Source organism: Lysinibacillus sp. FSL L8-0126 (genome assembly GCF_038630385.1).
Lineage (GTDB): Bacteria > Bacillota > Bacilli > Bacillales_A > Planococcaceae > Lysinibacillus > Lysinibacillus fusiformis_D.
The window spans coordinates 1,385,628-1,402,122 of sequence record NZ_CP152028.1 but is presented as its reverse complement, the minus strand read 5'-3'; the positions used below and the strand labels follow the sequence as shown (position 1 = coordinate 1,402,122).

Sequence of the window (16,495 nt, the reverse complement as noted above, 5' to 3'; positions counted from 1 at the left end):
AATAGCAACAAAATAAGCAATGATTATCCCCTATAGAGGAGTGATTCTTTGCTTTCGTTACAAAAATAATTGAAAAGACAGTCTTCGCACTTAAAATTCAAGAGCACTTCGAAGATTATTGATATAGGATTGACTCACTGGCAATTCACTTCCATCGGTTAATGTAATAATAAAATTTGATGTTAGATCTCGGGCCATTTTTTTTATGAAATGTATATTTACAATATAGGATCTATGAATACGAATAAAGTATGGTGGCAACCTTAATTGCAGCTCTTTTAGTGTAATCCCCGTTTTAAACTGTTCTTTATCTACATAAAACCAAGTTTTTTTCTGCAGACTTTCTATATGAGATATTTTACTTATTGCTACTGGATTCCACTCCTCCTCTTGTTTCCCCGTTAAAAATTGGAATGGCTCTGCTTTTTTCATAGTGAATGTGGATGGTAAGATAACAACTAATGCAGCTGGCTTATCTTGAATGGATATGGGATAGCCAATGCCATAATAGGGCGTATTGAATAAAGAATTATCTAATATGGCATCTGTTTTTTTGTGAGTGCGTAACACTTGCTCTGCAATACTCCCAGGCATTACTTGTTGACCTATCTTTAACTGAATATCTTGATGACCTGGGTGAAAATAAATATAAGAATGTTCAACAGCAATTGCAATGGATGAATTCGCAGGAACCCAGTCTTGCAACATTAAAATATACTGTTGTGAAATATCATTTCCAAAAGATTTTAACTCATTGTTCATTGTGAATATCCCCCTTGTTTGTAAACAGTCTTCCAAATTTTATCGCTCAAAAAAGTAGTTTCATCCTGAAAAAATGGTCTTTTATCCAAAAATAATGAAAATTCAAACACTCTGTTATATATTAATTTACAACAAATAAACCTGTTATGGAACAGTTAATTAAAAGTTTTTTAACAGAGTATATTGTACACAAAGGGGAAGGTGGAATTTCAATATGTCAACTCGTCAAGAAAGAATCGAAGCTTTAGAAAAACAATGGGCTGAAAACCCACGCTGGGCTGGTATTGAACGCACATATTCAGCTGAAGAGGTTGTTAAATTACAGGGCACTGTGATAATTGAACAAACATTGGCGCAAAAAGGTGCTACTCGACTTTGGAATTCGTTACGTGAAGAACCATTCATTAATGCATTGGGGGCATTAACAGGTAATCAGGCGGTACAACAAGTAAAGGCTGGATTAAAGGCTATCTATCTATCAGGCTGGCAAGTGGCTGCGGATGCAAATCTTTCTGGTCAAATGTATCCTGACCAATCGTTATATCCTGCTAACTCTGTACCAGCAGTAGTAAAAAGAATCAACCAAGCACTTCAACGTGCCGATCAAATTGATCATGCTGAAGGACGTGTCGATCAATTTGACTGGTTTGCACCAATCGTAGCAGATGCTGAAGCAGGTTTTGGTGGTCCTCTAAACGTATTTGAGCTTGTAAAAGGCATGATTGAAGCTGGTGCAGCTGGTGTGCACTTAGAAGATCAATTAGCTTCAGAAAAGAAATGTGGACATCTAGGCGGTAAAGTTTTACTGCCAACGCAAAACGCTGTTCGTAACTTAGTGGCTGCTCGTTTAGCAACAGACGTTATGGGCGTAGATACAATTTTAATTGCGCGTACAGATGCCGATGCTGCGGATATGGTTACTTCAGATATTGATCCACGTGATGCGGAGTTCATAACTGGTGAACGTACACCTGAAGGTTTCTTCCGTACAAAAGCAGGTATTAAACAAGCAATTGCTCGTGGTTTAGCTTACGCACCATATGCAGACTTAATTTGGTGTGAAACTTCTAAACCATCACTAGAAGAAGCTCGTGAATTTGCTGAGGCCATTCATGCAGAGTTCCCTGGTAAAATGCTTGCATACAACTGTTCACCATCATTCAACTGGAAAGCAAACCTTTCAGAAGAGGAAATTGCAGAGTATCAACGTGAGCTTGGTAAGCTAGGTTATAAATTCCAGTTTGTAACATTAGCAGGTTTCCATGCACTAAACCACTCTATGTTTGAGCTTGCACACGATTATAAAGATAATGGTATGGCTGCATATTCTAAGCTGCAACAAGCTGAGTTTGCTTCAGAATCAAAAGGCTATACAGCTACACGCCACCAACGTGAGGTAGGTACTGGATACTTTGATGAAATTTCTCAAGTTATCTCTGGAGGTACTTCTTCTACAACGGCAATGGCAGGTTCAACTGAAACTGAACAGTTTGTATAAGTCTTGATTGAATTACGTGTTTTCCTAAATTCATAATCATAGAGTAGTCTCCTCCGCTCCTCCTAAGGCGGAGGATGACGAAACTAAAATAGCAAAGGTGGGTAAACAACTAATGGAACAGGCAACGACAGGTAAGCTTAAAATTGTTGGAGAACAAAACGAGCAAACGAAGGAAGTTTTAACACCTGAAGCTCTTGAGTTTGTTCTTGCCTTGCATAAAAATTTTGATGCTCGTCGTAAGGAGCTGTTGAACGCTCGCCAGGAAAGACAAAATCGTCTTGATACAGGAGAGAAACTGGATTTCTTACCAGAGACTAAAGGTATTCGTGAAGGTGATTGGACAATTGCACCACTTCCAAAGGACTTGCAAGATCGCCGTGTCGAGATTACAGGTCCTGTTGATCGAAAAATGGTGATTAATGCTTTAAACTCTGGTGCAAAAATGTTTATGGCTTGCTTTGAGGATGCATCCTCTCCAACGTGGGAAAATATGATTGGTGGTCAAATTAATATGCGTGATGCTATTAATAAGACGATTGAGTTTACGCAAGCCTCCAATGGTAAAACGTATACATTAAATACTGAAACAGCAGTGCTGTTAGTTCGACCGCGAGGCTTACATCTGCTTGAGAAGCATGTGCTTGTTGATGGAGAGCCGATCTCAGGGAGTTTCTTTGATTTTGGGTTATATCTATTCCATAATGCGAAAAATGCACTAGCACAAGGTACTGGGCCATACTTCTATTTACCGAAGCTTGAAAGTCATTTAGAGGCTCGTCTATGGAATGATATCTTTGTGTTTGCCCAAGATTATATTGGCATCCCACAAGGGACTATAAAAGCTACTGTTTTGATTGAAACGATTTTAGCAGCGTTTGAGATGGATGAAATTTTATATGAGCTACGTGAACATTCAGCTGGTCTGAATTGTGGCCGTTGGGATTATATTTTCAGTTATATTAAACGTCTTCGCAATCAAGCTGACGTTATTTTACCAGATCGTGGCCAAGTAACGATGACTGTACCTTTCATGAAGGCTTATACGTCTTTATGTATACAGACATGTCATAAGCGAAATGCACCAGCAATGGGCGGTATGGCTGCACAAATTCCTGTTAAAAATGATGATGAGGCGAATGCGGTGGCATTTGCAAAGGTTGCAGAAGATAAACGTCGTGAGGCAACAGAGGGACATGATGGTACTTGGGTAGCACATCCAGGTATGGTGGCAACTGCAATGGAGCAATTTGATGCTATTATGACAACTCCTAACCAAATTCATAAAAAACGCGAAGATGTACATGTAAAGGCAGAAGATTTAGTAGCTGTACCAGAAGGGACAATTACGCTTGAAGGTCTTCGTATTAACTGCAGTGTTGGTGTACAGTATATTGCTTCATGGCTTCGTGGTAACGGTGCTGCACCTATAAATAACTTGATGGAGGATGCTGCAACAGCAGAAATCTCTCGAACACAAGTATGGCAATGGATTCGTCATCCTAAAGGTATTTTAGATGATGGACGTGGCATTACGTTAGCGTTTGTCTTAGAGATATTGGAAGAAGAGCTTGTGAAAATTAAAGAGGCTGTTGGGGAACAAGCCTATAACAGTGGTCGCTATGAAGAAGCTGCTGAACTGTTTAAATCTTTAATTGAGCAAGATGAGTTCGCGGAATTCTTGACACTTCCAGGGTATGAAAAATTAGCATAAGATAAAATCTACTATTAACATATTCAACTTTCCTAATTCTACTAACATAACGTGACGGGGTCTGTTCCCCCGTTAAATGAAAGAGATAAGCATGATCGAATTAAAAGGGGTCTAAATAAAAGTTAAGAGGTTTTAAGGGGGAAAAGATGTCTTATTAGCTTAGATGGGGAGCTGTAGGGCATCTTTTTTGAAATAAATCCGCGTAGCTGCTGCAGCAGTTTACGCGGATTTTTTTCCGTCTTAGTTTACAATGGCTAGTACGAAGCCGTCATACCCCTTCACACCAACTGTTTGTATAGCTGTTGCTTCAATTCTAGGTTCCTCTTTTAGTAAATCTATAAATTGCTGTACGCCTCTGACACGTTCATCTTCACTAATTTCATCAGTTACCGCACCATTACGAACTACATTATCCGCGATGATGATGGCGCCTGGATGAGCTAGTTTTAACGCCCACCTCAAGTAAGCGGGGTTATTAGGCTTATCGGCATCAATAAAAATAAAGTCAAATAAATGGCCTGCTTTTTTCAAGTTTGGTAATGAATCTAAGGCGTTTCCTAAAATGATCTCAACCTGTTCCTTATAGCCAGACCTCTCTATATTTTGCTGAGCAACTAAGGCAAACTCTTCATTAATTTCTAAAGTCACTACTTTCCCTTCTTTAGGAAGAGCCTGCGCTAAGCAAATACTGCTATAGCCACCAAGTGTGCCAATTTCTAAAATAGTTGCTGCTCCTTTTATTTTAGCTAGTAAATATAATAGTTTCCCTTGAGTAGGGGATACATCTATCTCTGGAATACCTGCTTCTTTATTAGCCTGTAGTACAGCATCAAGGTGTTCGTTTTCTGGTAGAAGCTTATCCATAAAATAGTCATCTACATTTTTCCAAACATTTAACTCTGTCATGATACAGTCCTCATTTCCCTATATTTTAAAGTGCAAGCTTGCCAATAAAGTGTATGATAGAATAAATCATAATAAAAATATATTATTATTATTTATACATAACTTTATATTATGAATAGGGGTGAAATCATCAACAGTCATAGCTTAAAATTATTTTATCAGGTTGCTACTACAGGTAGCTTCACTAAAGCTGCAGAGATCTTGTGTATTAGCCAACCTGCCGTTTCAAGTCAAATGAAGCGATTTGAACATGAACTAGGAGTCCAATTATTTAAGCAACAAGGGCGTGGTGTAGTACTAACAGAAGTTGGTGAAGCTCTAGCAGAGAAAGCTCAAAATTTTATTGCTCTTGAACAGCATATTGAAACATTTATCGAAAATTACCGTTTGGCGAAAGCAGGGAATTTACATATTGTGGCTACCTATCTGCCTGCCAATTTTTTAATTCCAAAATGGGCAGCTACTTTCAAGGCTGCAAATGAACAGGTGGATTTAATGATTACAACAACCAATACGAAGGACGCTTTTGAACAACTAATAAACTATAAGGCGGATATTGCGATATATGGTGGAGGAATGTCTGAAAGGCCGAAAGAAATCGAGTGGGATGAATTATATGAGGATGAGTTATGGTTTGTTGTGTCTCCAAATCATCGCTTTGCATATCAATCCATTACATTGGTTGAAATGTTTCAGGAGCCTTTTATTATGAGGGAAGAAGGGAGCTCGATGAGAGAGCATCTGTTTTCGTTATGTCAAACATACCAAGTGAAACCACCGAAAATTGCCCTCCAATTTAATGGCATCAATGAAACAATTCGCTCGGTCATGGCAGGCTATGGTGCAAACTTTATTTCTTCCCTTGCAGTTCGAGAGTATGTAGAGAGTGGCCAATTGGCAAGGGTTTATGTAAAGGATATACATGCTATTAAACATAAAATCGCTATTTGTACGAGAAATAACGAGAAACAAAATATGCTTGTGCAAAAATTTATTGAAACAATTAGAAATTCCCCAATTTAATAAGCTTGTATCTCATGCATTATTGCAGTAAATTTGTTATACTAGTTATATAACAAATTTGGAGCTGATAAACATGTTTATTCAAATAGAGCCACAATCAGACGTACCGATCTATGAGCAGGTGACACGTCAAATTATTGAAGGTATTGCAAGAGGCGAAATGAAACCAGGCGATACCCTACCATCTGTGCGAGGGTTAGCTGCTGATTTAGGTGTGAATATGCATACTGTTAATAAGAGCTATCATGAATTAGAGGCGAAAGGAATTATTGTTATTCGACCGAAATCAGGAGCTATTATTAGTTCAACTGAGGAGAGAGCTTTGTCACCTGAGCAGCTACGACAAATCGAAAAGAATTTAAAGCCTGTTGTAGCAGAAGGAATGGTGCTCGGCGCAACAGTAGAACAAATTGAGCACATGATGAAAAAGGTATTCGCTGATTTGCAAATTCCAGCAGAGGGAGTGTAGCAAGATGCTACTGGGTGTTTTTACAACAATCTACATCATGACATTAGCTATGCAAATGGTGGTTCCTTATATTGTAAGAGAGACTATTGTTTTTGGGGTTACTGTACCTGATCAGCATATTAAGCATCTCGCATTAGCTAAGCTGAAAAAACAGTATGTTCAATTGGTAGGAGGCTCAGGCATAGTATTTCTAATCATTATGTTGATGTGCTACAATCGTCTAGCTTCTTCTGAATCCACTCAAAGTATCGTTTTACTAAGCTGTTTGTTTAGTATGCTTACCGTAAGTATGGTGCTGTACTGGATAAATCATCACAAGGTATCAACGTTGAAAAGGCAGGAGCAGTGGGGCGTAAATATTAAACAAGTACGAGCGGTTGATTTAACTGCTCGAAGCCGTGATGCAATGATTCCTTGGACATTTTTTGCTGTACCTATAGGGATAGCGGTGTTTTTAATCATTTACACATTGCTCCATTACGACCTAATGCCAAATGATATAGCCGTACATTGGGGACCAAGTGGAGAAGCAGATGCTTGGAGAAACAAGACTTATTTTACGGCTATTTCGCTGCCGCTTGTTATGCTAATGATGCAATGTATGATGTGGGGAATTACCGATTCTATTAAACGTTCTGCTATTAAATTAGCTGTAAACCGCAAAGCTGAATCGTTGGAAGATCAGCTAAAGACTCGAAAATACATGAGTTGGCAAATATTGCTGATGAGCTATGCCTTAACCATTCTATTAACGGTTTTACAACTAAGCAATATTTATCCTTCCATGATTGTTGGCTATAAGCTATTACCAGTATTTATTTTATTTCTAGCTGTTGTGTTAGGTTCACTATTTATTTATATTTTGAAAAAGCGTAAACATAGAGTGCGTTATGAAGATAATGTTGATTCACAGGTAATGGATGTAGATGAAGATCGTTATTGGAAAGGCGGCTTAATTTATATGAATCGACAGGACCCTTCCGTTTTTGTAGAGAAACGTTTTGGAGTAGGTTGGACCATGAACCTTGCAAATCCAAGAGGTTATATTGTTATTGGTTTGCCTTTTCTTTTATTACTGTTGATTTCCATATTCTCGTTATAAAATAATAGTAATTTGTGATGAAAAATTCGTTCCATATGAGCGAGTTTTTTTCTTATTGATTGGAGGTAGGCAGATGCAAATTCTTGTTGTCGATGACGATGCTCATATTTTACAGCTAGTTACTATTTATCTCACAAGGGAAGGCTATCAGGTACTATGTGCAGAAAATGCACAGCAGGCATTAGCCTTACTAGAAGGGAATCTGCCTGATTTAGCTGTTGTCGATGTGATGATGCCGGGGATGGATGGTTTTACATTAACCGAGACTTTAACGCAAGATTATGACATTCCTGTTTTATTATTAACAGCGAAAGGCGAGCTTGAGGATAAAGAGCGTGGCTTTTTAGCAGGATCAGATGATTATGTTGTAAAGCCTTTTGAGCCAAAGGAATTATTGTTTCGTATAGCAGCTATTTTACGGAGATTGGATAAGAAAAATCAAGTAACTTTCCAAGTAGGCAAATTAGTGATTGATCGTCGAAGCTTTGAAGTTGTCATAGGAGAGGATACACTTATATTACCTTTAAAGGAATTTGAACTACTTGCTTTATTGGCATCACGCCCTCACCAAGTATTTACGCGAAGCTATATTATGGAGCAAGTATGGGGCTATGACTATGAAGGAGACGAACAGACGTTGAATACTCATGTGAAGCGAATTCGTGAAAGATTAAATCGCTATGACACGGCTGTTGAAATCACAACCGTAAGAGGTGTTGGCTATAAGCTAGAGGAGACAACATGAAAACTTTATACAGTAAATTTGTTGTGACGACGATGCTAGTGATGATTGGTAGCCTATGTATTGGTTTTTTAGCAACGAATACGTATTATCATCAAGTGGTAAAAGAAAAGAATGATGCAAAAAACGTAAACATAGCAAAGGATATCGTTCATTATATTGAAACAGCGAAGCCAGAGGATTTAAATAATTATTTGAAGACACTGGGTGAAATTGGCTATCAAATATATGTAACATCAGGCGAGGAAGGGTATTTTTTTGGTGGAGACTATCGTGATAAAACATTGTCAGCATCTGTTGTTGACCGCGTTTTACAAGGAGAAACCTATCATGGTATGCGAGACTTCCCTAAAGAAACCTTTGTGACAGGATTTTTCGCTAATGAATTGATTAATACAGTTGGTGTGCCATTTACGTATGAAAACAAGCCATATGCATTATTTATAAGACCTGATATTCGCTTATTATTTTCGGAAGTGCATACGATACTTGCAGGGTTAATGTTGGTTATGACAGTACTGAGTTTACTAGCAATGCTATTGTTTGCTAAAGCATTAATTCGTCCGATTACAAAGCTAACGGCGGCAACTCAACAGCTTGCGCATGAAAAGTTTGATACGGTGTTAGATATTGATAGTGCAGATGAAATTGGTCAATTAGCTGTAAGCTTTAATAGGATGACCGAGAAATTACAAGAAAATGATCGTATACGAAAGGAATTTATTAGTAATGTATCGCATGATTTTCAGTCGCCTTTGTTAAATATTCAAGGCTATGTTGACCTCCTGAAAAATCCGCTGCTGACTGAGCAGGAAAGACAGGAGTATGCAGCGATCATCGAGTTGGAAACAAAGCGCTTATCTACATTAACCAAGCAATTATTATTACTAACATCTCTCGACCAATCGACAAGAATCGTAAAACGTGAGCCGTACCGATTAGACGAACAATTGAGGGAGACTGTGCGAAAATATCGCTGGCAAATAGAAGAGGCACAGCTTCAAATAGCCTACAAGCTAGAGCCAATTAGTTATGCTGGTGATGCAGGACTTTTACAAAATGTGTGGGATAATTTGCTGACGAATGCTATTAAATATAATGTAGAGGGTGGACAAATACATCTACAATTACAGAAAAAATCTACTTCACTTGAAATCCTTGTGGAGGACAATGGGATGGGGATGACGACAGATCAATTAGCCAAAGTATATGACCGCTTTTATCGCGCAGATGCTTCCAGGACAAAGCAAGGAACAGGTCTAGGACTAGCAATTGTCAAACAGATTGTAGAGCTACACGGAGGTACTATTCAGATGGAAAGTACGATGCATGTCGGTACAAAGGTTTATATTCATTTACCAGTCTTGTCATAAGGAGTTCATGTAAAGTTCATGTTCACACGTTAAACTGCTACTTAGTTGAAACAAGCTTAGGGGGAGTTTTCGTATGGAACAGAAGTGGAGTATACGTCTTATTCGATTAGCGGCTATTTTTGCTTTCATCGGTACGTATTTAGGTTCACATATGTCAGGATCAGGTAGTTATGAATATAGACCAATCCATGCACATATTTTACTTGTCGGCTGGCTAAGTATGTTTGCATGGGGCATTTTTTATCGAGCCTTCAAAGTGAAATCACAAAAATTAGTAGCCATTCACGGTTGGACAGCTATTCTTGGTGTTTTGGGTTTAACAGTTGGCATGTGGTTTTACAATATAAATCCATTTAATTTTGGTAGTACATTTACATTAATCTTCTTTATTGTAGGTGGAACTACGCTATTAATCAGCTTTGCCTTATTTATTATAGTAACATTCATGATTCATCAACAAGACTATATAAAAAGTTAATCCATTACGCATTTCTAGCGCGCAGATAAACAATGTATCCAAAATTTTTCGATTTTGCCTGTAAAAATCTGTTGAGAAAAAATATTCATCTCCCACTATAGAAAAAGGAGATGAATGCCGAAGCAAGAGAAAAACCTACCGTATCACAATTCATGATACGGTAGGTTTTAAACTGTCTATTTAATATTTTCAAGCGATTTTTTCAGCCATTTTTCAGCCTCTTGATAATCTTGTGCAACCCCATGCCCTTTTTTGTAGAGCATACCAAGCTGAAATTGAGCCTTTTGATGTCCTTGATTAGCAGCCAATCGATAAAGCTGGGCAGCCTTTGCAAAATCTTTCGGTACACCCTGTCCATGAATGTGCATTTGAGCTAGTTGATATTGTGCCTTTATATGCCCTTGTGACGTTGCTTGTTCAATCCATTTAGCTGCCTCCGTGTAATCCTGTTTAACACCTTTCCCTTTATCAAATAAATTACCAAGTTGATATTGAGCACCTGCATGGCCCTGAATAGCAGCTAGTCGATAACATCTGCGTGCTTCTTCAAGATCCATAGCAACCCCTAATCCCTGCTCATACAGTAAGCCTAATTGATACTCCGCTTGAATATGTGACTGATCCGTTGCGGCTCGCCACCATTTTACAGCCTCTGTATAGTTTATAGGTATATCAACGCCTAATGTCAGTAATAGACCAAGTTCATACTGAGCATCAGCATAGCCTTTGTTAGCAGCAACTTTAAAGTATGACATAGCTTTAGCAGGCTGTTTTTGCTGATAGACATAAAGCCGACCTAGCTCGAAGCCGGCGCTAATATGCCCATTGTCAGCTGCTCGTAGAAGCCATTTTTCTGCTGAAACAAGATCCTGTTCTTTTTCATACAGTAAGCCGAGACAGTACTGTGCATTTAAATGTCCTTTATATGCTGCTAGCTTGAACCATTTTAAGGCTTCTAGATGATCCTTCGTCATTCCTTGTCCCGTATTGTAGAGCATAGCCAATTGAAACTCTGCGTTCACATGGTCTTGTAAAGCAGCCATATGAAACCATCTCGCCGCTTCTTCAAGGTTTTGAACAATACCACGACCTTTAAGGTACATATAGCCGAGATTATACTGTGCACTGGCATCGCCCGCTAAGGCAGCCATTTCGAAATAAGCGATGGCCTCTGCGTAGCTTTGCTCGACACCTGTGCCATTATGATAAAGGAAGCCTAAATTGTTTTGAGCACTTGTATTGCCTTGGTTGGCTGCTAAAGTATACCATTTAGCCGCTTCATGAAAGTTTTGCGAAAGGCCTAGACCTTGATTATAAAGGACACCTAAATTATATTGCGCATCTGCATTTCCGAGATCTGCCGCAATTTGATAATGGTGCGCGGCTTCCTTATAATCTTGTCCAACCCCATGCCCTAAATGAAAGAGTACGCCTAGACTATAGTGGGCATTTGCGTCATTTTGTGCGGCAGCTCGTTCATACCATACTTTCGCAAGTTTATAGTCCCTTTTCACCCCTCGCCCGTGATTGTAAAGAGTTCCTAAATTATATTGTGCACTGGCATCACCGTTTTGCGCTGCCCTTTCAAACCATTTGGCTGCATGTGTATAAGCCTCTGGGGATTGATTGTGCTGGAGTATGTTCTTATCCAATATGGTTGGAAGCTCTGTAGTGTGAGGAGTTAGACTTGCTGACTTGAAACTACGATCATAGCGTTTCATAAACCATTCCACAATATCGCTAAGATAATCCAAAACAATTTTTGCCGCTTTGGCTTCCACAATGTCGTTACTATTATGACTTGTCATTTTATGAACTAAATTCATTAATAAATAAATCCGACGAGGGTGAATTTGCGCAACAAAACTTCGATTATTTAATAGTGTACGGATATTTTTCGTTTTAGGTTCAGTATGCATTTCCAGCCGATAAATCTCATAAAGAATTTCTTCCAATACAAAAAGAGATTTTTGTAAAGATGTAGCTGGGTTTGAAATAGCGAGCAAACTTGCATCCTGTAGGTTTTTTGCTAATTTTGTGAAGGACAGCTGCTTTAATTTCTGACATTGTTCTTCAAGAATTTCGTAATGCATAACAATCACCCTCACCTCTTTCATCAATGATGCCTCGGCATCATTGCGTCTAATTTTCTTCGAGCCAGTTGAAAGCCCCTCTTCTAAATCTCTTTGTACATATATCGGAGAAAAATCTATATTATTGATAAGTTTTAATGGGATTCATCAGTTGAATTGTTGCTGTGACATGATACTATTTGATATAAGGGAAATTCGTAGCTACGGAGAGCCCGTCAGCCTATAGGTGGGGGATCGAAATGAAAAATATTGCAGCTATTATTCCAGCATATAATCCACAACAATCACTCATTACCTATGTACATCAATTATTAGCAACGACCATTACACAAATTGTCATTGTCAATGATGGGAGTGATCAAAGATATAAAGATATTTTTGAAGATTTAAATAAAATTGATCGTTGTCAAGTATTGCAGCATGATTGCAATATTGGAAAAGGTGGTGCATTGAAGACAGCCTTTGCATTTATCCGAGAGCAAAAAGGAAAGTGTCATGGTGTCCTTACAGTGGGGGCACATGGGCAGCATGCACTGCAAGATGTTAAGCTTGTCTTAACGATGACAAAGGTGTTTTCAGAAGGTATTGTGCTAGGGGTACGTAATTTCCATTCTGCCGATAGTTCATTTCTTTCTTATTGGGGAAATCGTGCAACAAGCCTATTTTTTGAGTTACTGTATCATCGAAAATTAATGGATACACAAACGGGTTTGCGATATATATCGATAAATGAGTTGCCTTGGCTGATGAAGGTGAAAGGCGAACGCTATGATTATGATACAAATATGCTAGTTGCGGCACTGAAAAGAAAGTGTCCAATTTTTGAGGTAGAGATTGGGCAATTACGTTTAAAGAAAAATACAATTATCCAGTACGATGAAATAACCAATGCAAGCACTATAATCACAAGAATGCTGATGAATTATTTAAAACCAAGGAATGGCTAGGTTTAAATTTGAAATAATGAGCTAGGATAAAGAATAACGATTACTCATGAGGACGTAGCGAGTATAGAAAGAAGGAGCAATGTTTATGGAATATTCAGATCAAGTGAAAAATCGTGTGAAACGGATGGAAGGCCAGCTACGTGGTATTTTGAAGATGATGGAGGAAGGTAAGGACTGTAAGGCAGTCATTACACAGCTATCGGCTGTACGCTCTGCTGTAGATCGTACAGTTGGTGTTATTGTCAGTACAAACTTATTAGAATGTGTCCAAAATGCTGAAGGTGATGACGAAAAAATGAATGAAGCCATTCAGGAAGCCGTTAATTTGGTTGTGAAAAGTAGATAATTACCTCGATTTTCGGAACAAAAAATAGTAGCTGAATCTAAATAAAACTCACTATAAATGGGGTGAGTTTTATTTTTTTGCAAAAAAATAGTTATATTCGAGAATTATATTTGGTTTTTAGGTATTTTATATCATGTAAGTGTTGATATATTTTTAGATGAAAGTCTTAGTTAGTGAACTTGTATGATAGCTTAGTAGGTACTTTCTTTGTTATGCTAAATAGTAACAAAAGATTCAAAGGGAAGGTGATTAGTGATGAAAAAATGGTTGTTATGTGGAGCAACTTTATTGATGTTAAGCCCAACTGCTGCCTATGCAAAACAAACAGAAATTACTTCCCCAATTTATCCTGTGGTAGCTGACTCAACAGTAGTTACTTGGGATCAATTGACAAAAGAGCTTGCTAAGCAAATGCGAAATTTCGAGACGGAAATAAAATTTACGTATACAGGCCCGATGGGTGATTTCAAAAAAGAAATGATGGATGCATTTGAAAAGGCTAAACAACAAGCTGTTTATGCAAGTGGACATTTCGAAAGTATGACGGTTTCTGCAGATTCTCTCGGAAATGTAACGTATAAAGTGAAGTACCTGACGAATCAAACACAAGAAGTAGCTGTACAAAAAAAGATTAATCAAATACTGAAAAATATTATCAAACCTTCTATGACAGAGTTCCAAAAAGTAAAGGCTATTAACGATTATATTGTATCGAATACGATGTATGGAACAAAAACAAAGGCAAGCCCACATAGTGCCTATGCTTTATTTTTTGAAAGACAAGCTGTGTGTCAAGGTTATGCATTAGCTGCACAAGCCTTGTTAGAGCAATCGGGGATAGAGACAAAATATGTTATAGGTTTTGTGAATGGGAACGAGGCACATGCTTGGAATTTAGTAAAGGTAGATGGAAAATGGTATCATTTAGATACAACATGGAATGATCCTTTGCCAAATCGTGTTGGTGCTGCTTCATATGACTATTTTTTAGTGACGGACAGTCAGCTTAACAAAGATCACACTTGGGTTAAAGCCGATTATCCTACTGCTACAAGCACAAAATACAGTTATATGCACAATGTTCATTTTGCGTATCAGTTAAATAATGCTGTTTATTTTAGCAATACGGCAGATAACGATAAACTGTATAAGCTGGATATGACTAGTGGGAAAAAGACAAAAGTATTAGATAAACGTGCATTGTATATTACTGGAACTAATGATTATCTATACTATAGTGATTACAGTAACGGTGGGTATTTGACAAAGCTGAATTTGAAAACATTAAAAGCTGAAGTGCTAGTTAAGCAGCCAGTAACGAATTTAAAGATCAATGACAATGATTTGCTGTATACTATGAATACTAAAGAATATAAACTTAAAATTAATTAAGTCAACAAACAAATATTAACAAGCACAATTGGACCCTTAAGTGAGTTCTTTGTGCTTTTTTTGTATATAATGAAAAGAAGACGGTTGGAGGTGAGGAATTTGTGGAAGAAATTAGCTATTATTGCCATTATTATTATTTTTATTGATCCCATTTATATGGCTGGTAAGGCAGTCGTTCAGCAGGTGCTGGATTGGACAAATAATGACGAAATAGAAACAATGCTTCTTTCAACAAAGGAGAAAATCGTAGATGTTACTGCTAGACTTTCAGACGATGCCTCCATAGAAACAGCCATACCTATAGAAGATATACATGAAGCGGAGGTAGCACCTAAAGCGCCGCCAATTCAGAAACCAGAAACGAAGCTAGTCGTGACAAATGCCAAAGAGATGGCTGATGCCATGTATGCATATTATAGTAGTTTTTCACCGAAGTTTGAAATTCAATATAAAGGTAATACACAACGAATTGAACAAATTGTGGAAGAGGCCTACAACAATGCTATTGAACGAGATGATTATGTTTATGGTCATGTTAGTAAGCATTCAATTCGTTATGAATATGGGCGAAATAAGGCAACTATTTTTGGAGAGCAGAGCTATTTAATGACGCCAGAACAGGCTGCCTTTGTCGAGATGAATGTCCAAGAAATCATCAACAAAATCAGTAAAGACTCTATGACAGAAGTAGAAAAGGTACGAGCAGTCAATGACTATATTGTCGCTAATACTGCCTATACAGATCAAACAAATTCTAGTCCACATAGTGCCTATACCGTACTTGCCGAGCATGGGGGAGTATGTCAGGGCTATGCTTTACTAGCTCACTCGATGCTTCAAAAACTGGGAATTGAAACAAAATATATCGTGGGCTATGTCGGCAAAGAGGGACATGCGTGGAATTTGGTCAAGCTGGATGGACAGTGGTATCACCTTGATACGACATGGAATGATCCAGTACCAGATCGCAAAGGTGCCATTCGTTACCAATACTTTTTAGTAGACGATCGTACAATGGCGAAAGATCACACGTGGATTGCTGAGGATTATCCAAAGGCAACAAGCACAATGTATAGTTATTATCATGATATAGACTTCCCAGCACAGGCTGGCGATCAATTATATTTTAGTAATATCTCTGATGACAATAAGTTGTATGTGCTTGATATAAAGACAGGTAAAATAAAGCGTGTCACAAATACTCGTGCACAATACATCGTTTACTCGGATGGGTGGCTATACTTTAGTAATTACTCTCGGGGGGCGTATTTAACAAAAATTCGTCCAGACGGTAGTGGAGAACAGGTACTAAATAGGGAAGATACAAAGGATATATTTGTGAAGGATGGCTTCCTCTATTTCACAACGAATGAATTGAAGAGAATGGCTCTCTAATTTAACATAAAAAAGGTGATGTCAACGGCACAAACAGCCATGTTGAAAGGCGGGGGGGAATTTCCGTTCTGCCAGCGTCCTTCCCAGGGGGCAGTTCAGCATTCGCTCCAGGGTCTTAGCTGTGACGCTAGATCCATATGGCAAAAGTGTCTTTTTCTTCCTTTTTATACTAGCCGTAGCGATCAAAATATTTGTATAAATAGAGAAAGGATAGGCTCTTATTTTCAATGTGGAGAAGTGATTAGTTACACCCTTAAT

The 16,495-nt window shown here is 38.2% G+C and carries 15 protein-coding genes; 12 read left to right on the top strand and 3 right to left on the bottom strand.

Going from position 1 to position 16,495, the window contains the following annotated elements; genetic code table 11:
- Nucleotides 1-90: 90 nt before the first annotated feature.
- Nucleotides 91-762, bottom strand: a complete 672-nt coding sequence (locus MHI34_RS06685) for a LytTR family DNA-binding domain-containing protein (RefSeq protein ID WP_058843785.1) — start codon at nt 760-762, stop codon at nt 91-93.
- A gap of 214 nt (nt 763-976) precedes the next feature.
- On the opposite strand from MHI34_RS06685, the gene aceA reads away from it, so the two are divergent.
- Together aceA and aceB are read left to right on the top strand one after the other, a co-directional pair.
- A complete protein-coding gene (aceA, locus tag MHI34_RS06680) occupies nt 977-2,260 on the top strand; it encodes an isocitrate lyase (RefSeq protein WP_036122155.1) in 1,284 nt (427 codons plus the stop codon).
- Between the two features lie 112 nt (nt 2,261-2,372).
- Nucleotides 2,373-3,971 (top strand): malate synthase A, encoded by a 1,599-nt coding sequence (gene aceB, locus MHI34_RS06675; protein WP_271912042.1) that lies wholly within the window; start codon nt 2,373-2,375, stop codon nt 3,969-3,971.
- Nucleotides 3,972-4,211: 240 nt separating this feature from the next.
- Here the strand turns inward: aceB and MHI34_RS06670 are convergent, their stop codons facing one another.
- Nucleotides 4,212-4,877, bottom strand: coding sequence for an O-methyltransferase (locus MHI34_RS06670; protein WP_340812392.1), 666 nt, complete (start codon nt 4,875-4,877; stop codon nt 4,212-4,214).
- A gap of 129 nt (nt 4,878-5,006) precedes the next feature.
- On the opposite strand from MHI34_RS06670, the gene MHI34_RS06665 reads away from it, so the two are divergent.
- From MHI34_RS06665 to MHI34_RS06640, 6 genes are all read left to right on the top strand, one after another.
- Nucleotides 5,007-5,900: a LysR family transcriptional regulator gene (locus tag MHI34_RS06665; RefSeq protein ID WP_271913509.1), complete on the top strand. Its 894-nt coding sequence runs from the start codon at nt 5,007-5,009 to the stop codon at nt 5,898-5,900.
- Nucleotides 5,901-5,973: 73 nt separating this feature from the next.
- Nucleotides 5,974-6,369 carry a GntR family transcriptional regulator gene (locus tag MHI34_RS06660; protein WP_036126599.1) on the top strand — a complete coding sequence of 132 codons (396 nt, stop codon included), beginning with the start codon at nt 5,974-5,976 and terminating at the stop codon, nt 6,367-6,369.
- 4 nt (nt 6,370-6,373) lie between these two features.
- Nucleotides 6,374-7,471 (top strand): DUF5808 domain-containing protein, encoded by a 1,098-nt coding sequence (locus tag MHI34_RS06655; RefSeq protein WP_058843781.1) that lies wholly within the window; start codon nt 6,374-6,376, stop codon nt 7,469-7,471.
- A gap of 73 nt (nt 7,472-7,544) precedes the next feature.
- Complete coding sequence (locus MHI34_RS06650; RefSeq protein ID WP_089933926.1) at nt 7,545-8,216, top strand: response regulator transcription factor; 672 nt, start codon at nt 7,545-7,547, stop codon at nt 8,214-8,216.
- Nucleotides 8,213-9,586, top strand: coding sequence for a HAMP domain-containing sensor histidine kinase (locus MHI34_RS06645; RefSeq protein WP_036126608.1), 1,374 nt, complete (start codon nt 8,213-8,215; stop codon nt 9,584-9,586). The genes MHI34_RS06650 and MHI34_RS06645 overlap by 4 nt, the downstream gene beginning before the upstream one ends.
- Before the next feature lie 73 nt (nt 9,587-9,659).
- Nucleotides 9,660-10,064: a hypothetical protein gene (locus MHI34_RS06640; protein ID WP_058843779.1), complete on the top strand. Its 405-nt coding sequence runs from the start codon at nt 9,660-9,662 to the stop codon at nt 10,062-10,064.
- Between the two features lie 176 nt (nt 10,065-10,240).
- On the opposite strand, the gene MHI34_RS06635 is transcribed toward MHI34_RS06640, so the two are convergent.
- Nucleotides 10,241-12,157, bottom strand: a complete 1,917-nt coding sequence (locus MHI34_RS06635) for a tetratricopeptide repeat protein (RefSeq protein ID WP_342504287.1) — start codon at nt 12,155-12,157, stop codon at nt 10,241-10,243.
- A 239-nt stretch (nt 12,158-12,396) separates the two neighbouring features.
- Here MHI34_RS06635 and MHI34_RS06630 point away from each other — a divergent pair, with 239 nt between their 5' ends.
- The 4 genes from MHI34_RS06630 to MHI34_RS06615 all read left to right on the top strand — a co-directional run bounded on the left by MHI34_RS06630 (nt 12,397) and on the right by MHI34_RS06615 (nt 16,237).
- On the top strand, nt 12,397-13,104 hold the full coding sequence (locus tag MHI34_RS06630) for a glycosyltransferase family 2 protein (protein WP_342504286.1): 708 nt from the start codon (nt 12,397-12,399) through the stop codon (nt 13,102-13,104).
- A gap of 85 nt (nt 13,105-13,189) precedes the next feature.
- Complete coding sequence (locus tag MHI34_RS06625; RefSeq protein WP_036125888.1) at nt 13,190-13,450, top strand: metal-sensitive transcriptional regulator; 261 nt, start codon at nt 13,190-13,192, stop codon at nt 13,448-13,450.
- 255 nt (nt 13,451-13,705) lie between these two features.
- On the top strand, nt 13,706-14,842 hold the full coding sequence (locus tag MHI34_RS06620) for a transglutaminase domain-containing protein (RefSeq protein ID WP_342504285.1): 1,137 nt from the start codon (nt 13,706-13,708) through the stop codon (nt 14,840-14,842).
- 99 nt (nt 14,843-14,941) lie between these two features.
- Nucleotides 14,942-16,237 carry a transglutaminase domain-containing protein gene (locus MHI34_RS06615; RefSeq protein WP_058843776.1) on the top strand — a complete coding sequence of 432 codons (1,296 nt, stop codon included), beginning with the start codon at nt 14,942-14,944 and terminating at the stop codon, nt 16,235-16,237.
- Nucleotides 16,238-16,495 lie beyond the last annotated feature (258 nt).